The organism is Neisseria sp. N95_16 (genome assembly GCF_002551535.2).
Taxonomy (GTDB): Bacteria; Pseudomonadota; Gammaproteobacteria; order Burkholderiales; family Neisseriaceae; genus Neisseria; species Neisseria brasiliensis.
Map to the genome: position 1 here is coordinate 1 of NZ_PDBT02000106.1, position 5722 is coordinate 5722.

Annotated in this window: 7 protein-coding genes and 3 pseudogenes; 5 read left to right on the forward strand and 5 right to left on the reverse strand. The window is 43.7% G+C overall.

All coding sequences use genetic code 11. From position 1 onward, the window contains the following. Positions 1-78: pseudogene (locus CRG49_RS12055) on the forward strand (IS1595 family transposase); the annotation flags it as partial. Positions 79-133: 55 nt separating this feature from the next. Here CRG49_RS12055 and nth read toward each other — a convergent pair. Further along, positions 134-772, reverse strand: coding sequence for an endonuclease III (gene nth, locus CRG49_RS12060; RefSeq protein ID WP_095501942.1), 639 nt, complete (start codon positions 770-772; stop codon positions 134-136). 30 nt (positions 773-802) lie between these two features. Between nth and CRG49_RS14090 the strand changes: the two are divergent. After that, a pseudogene (locus tag CRG49_RS14090) lies at positions 803-907 on the forward strand (conjugal transfer protein); the annotation flags it as partial. A gap of 77 nt (positions 908-984) precedes the next feature. Next, entirely contained in the window at positions 985-1608 is a 624-nt protein-coding gene (catA, locus tag CRG49_RS12065) for a type A chloramphenicol O-acetyltransferase (protein ID WP_064083394.1), read from the forward strand. Between the two features lie 210 nt (positions 1609-1818). Here catA and hemC read toward each other — a convergent pair whose 3' ends face one another. Then, positions 1819-2754: a hydroxymethylbilane synthase gene (hemC, locus tag CRG49_RS12070; protein WP_095501941.1), complete on the reverse strand. Its 936-nt coding sequence runs from the start codon at positions 2752-2754 to the stop codon at positions 1819-1821. A 237-nt stretch (positions 2755-2991) separates the two neighbouring features. Here hemC and ybeY point away from each other — a divergent pair, with 237 nt between their 5' ends. Both ybeY and CRG49_RS12080 read left to right on the forward strand, forming a co-directional pair. After that, positions 2992-3507: an rRNA maturation RNase YbeY gene (ybeY, locus tag CRG49_RS12075; protein WP_095501940.1), complete on the forward strand. Its 516-nt coding sequence runs from the start codon at positions 2992-2994 to the stop codon at positions 3505-3507. 1 nt (position 3508) lies between these two features. Continuing rightward, positions 3509-4339 (forward strand): HlyC/CorC family transporter, encoded by an 831-nt coding sequence (locus tag CRG49_RS12080; RefSeq protein ID WP_095501939.1) that lies wholly within the window; start codon positions 3509-3511, stop codon positions 4337-4339. A gap of 66 nt (positions 4340-4405) precedes the next feature. On the opposite strand, the gene CRG49_RS12085 is transcribed toward CRG49_RS12080, so the two are convergent. The 3 genes and pseudogenes from CRG49_RS12085 to CRG49_RS12095 all read right to left on the reverse strand — a co-directional run. Next, on the reverse strand, positions 4406-4861 hold the full coding sequence (locus tag CRG49_RS12085; RefSeq protein WP_095501938.1) for a type IV pilin protein: 456 nt from the start codon (positions 4859-4861) through the stop codon (positions 4406-4408). A gap of 81 nt (positions 4862-4942) precedes the next feature. Continuing rightward, positions 4943-5434, reverse strand: a complete 492-nt coding sequence (locus CRG49_RS12090; protein WP_095501937.1) for a type IV pilin protein — start codon at positions 5432-5434, stop codon at positions 4943-4945. A 210-nt stretch (positions 5435-5644) separates the two neighbouring features. After that, positions 5645-5722: pseudogene (locus tag CRG49_RS12095) on the reverse strand (IS1595 family transposase); the annotation flags it as partial.

Sequence of the window (5722 nt, forward strand, 5' to 3'; positions counted from 1 at the left end):
ACGGAGTTTAGGTTTAACCACCGGCATGAAGATTTAGGTAAAATATTAATGAAGATGCTTCGAAATAACCCAATTTAATATTTTTGCTTCCTAAGCCCCCTATATTTTATTCTGAATCATGCTGCGGGCGAATTTAATTAACAATATTTTTCGCCTTCCATTCGCACAAATCGTTAATGATGCATTGTTCACATTGCGGCTTGAGCGCTTTGCAGGTGTAGCGGCCGTGTAGAATCAGCCAATGGTGCGCGTCCATCAAAAATTCTTTCGGGATAAAGCGTATGAGTTTGTCTTCCACTTCGCGCACGTCTTTGCCCGGGGCGATTTTGGTGCGGTTGGATACGCGGAAAATGTGGGTGTCGACAGCCATCACCGGCCAGCCGAAAGCGGTGTTGAGCACCACATTGGCAGTTTTGCGGCCGACACCCGGCAGCGCTTCCAATGCCGCGCGGTCTTCGGGCACTTTGCCACCGTGTTGCTCCAGCAAAATGCGGCAGGTTTGCATGATGTGTTTGGATTTGGTTTTGTAAAGGCCGATGGTTTGGGTGTATTCCATCACGCCGTCTAAGCCTAAGTCCAGCATGGCTTGCGGGGTGTTGGCGACAGGAAACAGCTTGGCCGTGGCTTTGTTTACGCCGACATCGGTGGCTTGTGCCGACAGTAACACGGCAATCAGTAATTCAAATGGCGAACTAAAATTCAGCTCGGTGGTCGGGTGCGGATTGGCGGCGCGGAAACGCTCGAAAATTTCTTGGCGGATGTGTTTGTTCATGGTGTGTTTTTATTAAAATATTTGCGCGTTATTTTGGAAGATTATGATAAAAAGAATGTGTTTGATATTGAAGAATACATCAGAAGAAAAGGCAAAGTTAAGATGAATAGAAATACAGTAATTACAAGATTGTAATATTTTCTGTTATAGCTTTACGTGACATGGGTATATATGATATAATAGAATAAATTTGAATTTGGGAGGACGCAAAAATGTTTTTTGAAAAAATTGATAAAAATAGTTGGAAACGAAATGAGTATTTTGAACATTACTTTACGAATATACCTTGCACATACAGTATGACTGTTAAATTGGATATTACACAAATAAAAAAGAAACGAATGAAATTATACCCTGCGATGCTTTATTATCTTGCAACGATTGTAAACCGTCATTCAGAGTTTAGAACGGCAATTAATCAGGAGGGTGAACTGGGAATATATGACGAGATGATACCCAGCTATACCATATTCCATGAGGACACAGAGACATTTTCCAACCTTTGGACACCATACATACCAGATTTTGAAGCATTTTCTATGGCGTATGCGAATGATATGCAAAGGTATGGAAGCAATTATGGAATGATAGGAAAACCAGATATACCAGAAAATGTTTTTAATGTATCGATGATACCATGGTCAACCTTCGATAGCTTTAATCTGAATTTGCAGAAAGGATATGATTATTTGATTCCTATTTTTACGATGGGGAAATATTACAGAGATGATGAAAAAATCATACTTCCTCTCGCCATCCAAGTGCATCATGCAGTGTGTGATGGATTTCATATCTGCCGTTTTGTCAATGAACTGCAAGAATTGATAAATAATTAAATCCCAGTTTGTCGAACTGAATATAAGATATTAAAGACGATAGAAAAGCAACATCTATCGTCTTTTTTTAATGCCTATTTTCAATTTATATTGCGATCAATAAATAGGAAAAACTCGCACGAGTTGCTAACTAGTATTTTAATAGCAAAAAGGCCGTCTGAAACGTATGTTTTCAGACGGCCTGTCTAACTATTTAAACCAATAAACAGTTTACGCAGATTCTTTCAAAACAGCTTCAATCAATTCCATTGCACCATCATCGGCCAAGCGTTTGGCCACTGCGCGGCCTAATGAATCGGCGTATTCTGACGGCGCTTGGGCATCGGCTTCAAGAATGGTGGAGCCGTCAGGATGGCCGACCAAGCCGCGCAGGGTCAGCAAGCCATTTTCTTCGGTGCAATATGCGGCCAGCGGCACTTGGCAGCTGCCGCCCAAAGCACGGGCTAAGGCACGTTCGGCGGTAACGCAGGCGTGGGTAATATCGTGGTTGAGCGGTTTCAATACTTCCAGCAAGTCTTCGCGGTGGGCGGCGATTTCAATGCCCAACGCACCTTGTCCGGCGGCAGGCAGGCTGACGGTATCGGAAATAATCAGACGAATGCGGTCGTCCAAGCCCAAACGCTGCAAACCGGCGGCGGCAAGAATAATCGCATCGTATTCACCGTTATCAAGTTTGCCCAAACGGGTTTGCAGGTTACCGCGCAAAGGTTTAATCACCAAGTGCGGATAGCGTGCGCGCAATTGTGCTTCGCGGCGCAGGCTGGCCGTGCCGACTACCGCGCCTTTGGGCAAGTCTTCCAAGCGTTCGTATTGGTTGGACACAAACGCGTCAAACGGATTGGCGCGTTCGCCAATCGCAGCCAGCGCGAAACCTTCCGGCAAATCCATCGGCACATCTTTAATCGAATGTACCGCCAAATCAGCGCGGCCGTCTTGCAGGGCTTGTTCCAATTCTTTGATAAACAGTCCCTTACCGCCGATTTTGGAAAGGGTTTTATCTAAAATCTGGTCGCCGCGCGTGGTCATGCCTAAGATTTGCACGTCGCAGTCGGGATAAAGGGCTTTCAGACGGCCTTGAATATGTTTGGCCTGCCACATGGCCAACAGGCTTTCGCGGCTGGCAATCACAAGTTTTTTCGGGTTCATAAGCTTGTTTCGTCAAAGTCGGAATGGGTAGAAGTTTAACACAAACTTTCTATCATGACCGCTTTCTGATGGCCGTCTGAAAGGTAGAATAAGCGTCTCAGACAGGAAATTTTGCCGCGAATACCACATCATTAAGCGCTTGGCATGGCGCTTCGGTGTGAAGAAGATTTCATCCGCAAACGCTTCATGTTATATTGTGGGTGCAATCCGCTTTATCCCTCTAAAATCTCGATTTACATGAAACGCGCCAAAAAATATCCTTTTCTGTCATTACAACGTCAACGTTTTCATTTAAACTTTGACAACGCTTCTTCCGCCGATTCGGTGCCGTCTGAACACGATTTTTACCGCTGGGCTTTTGCCGCATTGAAAGACAAATACCGCCACGCCGAAATCAGCCTGATTTTGCTCGATGAAGAAGAAGCCCGTGCTTACAACCGCGATTACCGTGGCAAAGATTACGCCACCAATGTATTGAGCTTTGCCTTAAACGAAGGTGAAATTATGCCGCATCAGTTTTCAGACGGCCTCTATGGCGACTTGATTATCTGCCCGCAAGTGGTGCTGAAAGAAGCAAAAGAGCAGGGTAAAACGCCCGAGCAGCACTTTGCTCATCTTACTATGCACGGCACTTTGCATTTAATGGGCTACGATCATATCGAAGACCATGAAGCTGAACTCATGGAAGCCACCGAAATCCGCCTGATGCAGGCCGCAGGTTATCCCAACCCTTATCAAGAGGACGAACATTAATATGGACGACACGCAGTCGAAACCTAATTTTTTTGAACGTTTGGTTTCCCGTTTGACCGGTGAACCTGATTCCGCCGAAGATGTCATCAGCCTGCTGCGTCAGGCGCATGCGCAAGAAGTATTTGATGCCGATACCTTTGCCCGCTTGGAAAAAGTATTGGATTTTACCGAATTGGAAGTGCGTGATGCGATGATTTCGCGCAGCCAAATGAACGTGATTAAGGAAAACGACAGCCTTGAGCGCATTGTCGCCTACATCATCGAAACCGCGCATTCCCGCTTTCCGGTGATTGGTGAAGACAAAGACCAAGTATTAGGTATTTTGCATGCCAAAGATTTGTTGAAATACATGTTCAACGCCGAGCAATTCAATCTACAATCTATCTTGCGACCGGCCGTGTTCGTGCCTGAAGGTAAGTCGCTGAATACCTTATTGAAAGAATTCCGTGAGCAGCGCAACCACATGGCAATTGTGATTGACGAATACGGCGGCACATCCGGCTTGGTCACCTTTGAAGACATCATCGAGCAAATCGTCGGCGATATTGAAGATGAGTTTGACGAAGACGAAAGCGCCGACAATATTTTTGCCGTATCGGCCGAACGCTGGCGCATTCACGCTGTGACTGAAATCGAAGACATCAACGAGTTTTTCGGCACCGATTACAGCAATGAAGAAGTCGATACCATCGGCGGCTTAGTGATTCAAGAATTCGGCTATTTGCCGGTGCGCGGTGAGAAAGTGGTCATCGGGCCACTGCAATTTACTGTCGCCCGCGCGGATAACCGCCGCCTGCATACTTTGATGGCCGTGAAAGCCAAAGAAGAATAAGCGATTAATTATATGATAAAGGCCGTCTGAAGCAATTAGGGTTTCAGACGGCCTTTTTATTGAATTTCAAGGTTGATAAATGCTGCATTCTTTATCTGTGCCTTTAAAAAACGCATCATCATTGTCGCATGAACTGGCGGAGGTTTCGCAGATAAACGTCGTTAACGATTCATCGATTTTCAATACGCGTGGTTCGTTTTGGCTATTGAACGCAACGGCTTTCAGCGTAAATTTATTGTCGTGTGCGCCCTTGGCATTGTTGTTGGGGCGGATGCAGAATTTGTCGGTAGCCGTAATAGGTAAGGCAGGCCAAGTCGTTGAAGTTTGCTTGAACGAGCCTTTCTGCTGGTAAAAGCGTTCCATAAATTGCCCGTTTTGCACCAGCGCAGCATGTGCAGCGCGTAAATCTGCTTTTTTAATATAGATTTGATAAGCAGGATAGGCGATAGCGGCCAAGATGCCCAACATGACAATAACGATTAAAAGCTGAATCAAGGAAAAGCCGGATTGTGAAAATCGCATAATATAATCACTGGTAAAATGTTTACTTAAGTGAATATATTATGCGATTTTAATTGGGGTGTAAATCAGGATGAGGTGGATTTAATCTTTTACTTCTTCATTGGGGTAGGCTTCTTCATAACCTGGACAAACTTCATTTCTTTTACTGTTGACTGCCCAAAAAATACCACTATCGTCGTAATAGATAGAACAGGTTTCGTTGGGATTGGTTTCTTTATTAGGTTTCGCTTCTAGGATGAAACCGGAATGAGAAGGATTGATATCCTGCTCATCTTCGCAAGTATTATCATCAGAGTCGCAACAGGTGGAGGGCTTATGATCTTTAAAGCTAATATCAAAATATTTATTTTTATGGGTCAAAAAGCTTGGCTCAATACAGGCAAAAGTTCCCTTTTGCGTGTAATAACGCTCTAAATTTTTTGCATTTTCCGCCAGCTCGCTGCGCACATTAGCCAAGCGAGTATTGCGGATAAATGATTGGAATGAAGGCATGGCGATGGTGGCAAGTAAGGCCAAAATCACAATTACAATTAAAAGTTCGATTAAATTAAAGCCGGATTGTCTGGTTTTCATAAGTAAGTGACTATCAATATTGTTATATTTAACGATGCCTTTAAAAGGCTTTGTTGTTTACTATTATAAATTCTTTCTTGCATTTGGTATGTATAGATAAATCGCGGATTTGGGAAAATATGTTAAAGCGGTGCAATATTTTGGAAAACTTATATATTAAAAATAATTAAAAATAATTAAAAATAATTAGGGGCTTAGGAAGCAAAAATATTAAATTGGGTTATTTCGAAGCATCTTCATTAATATTTTACCTAAATCTTCATGCCGGTGGTTAAACCTAAACTCCGT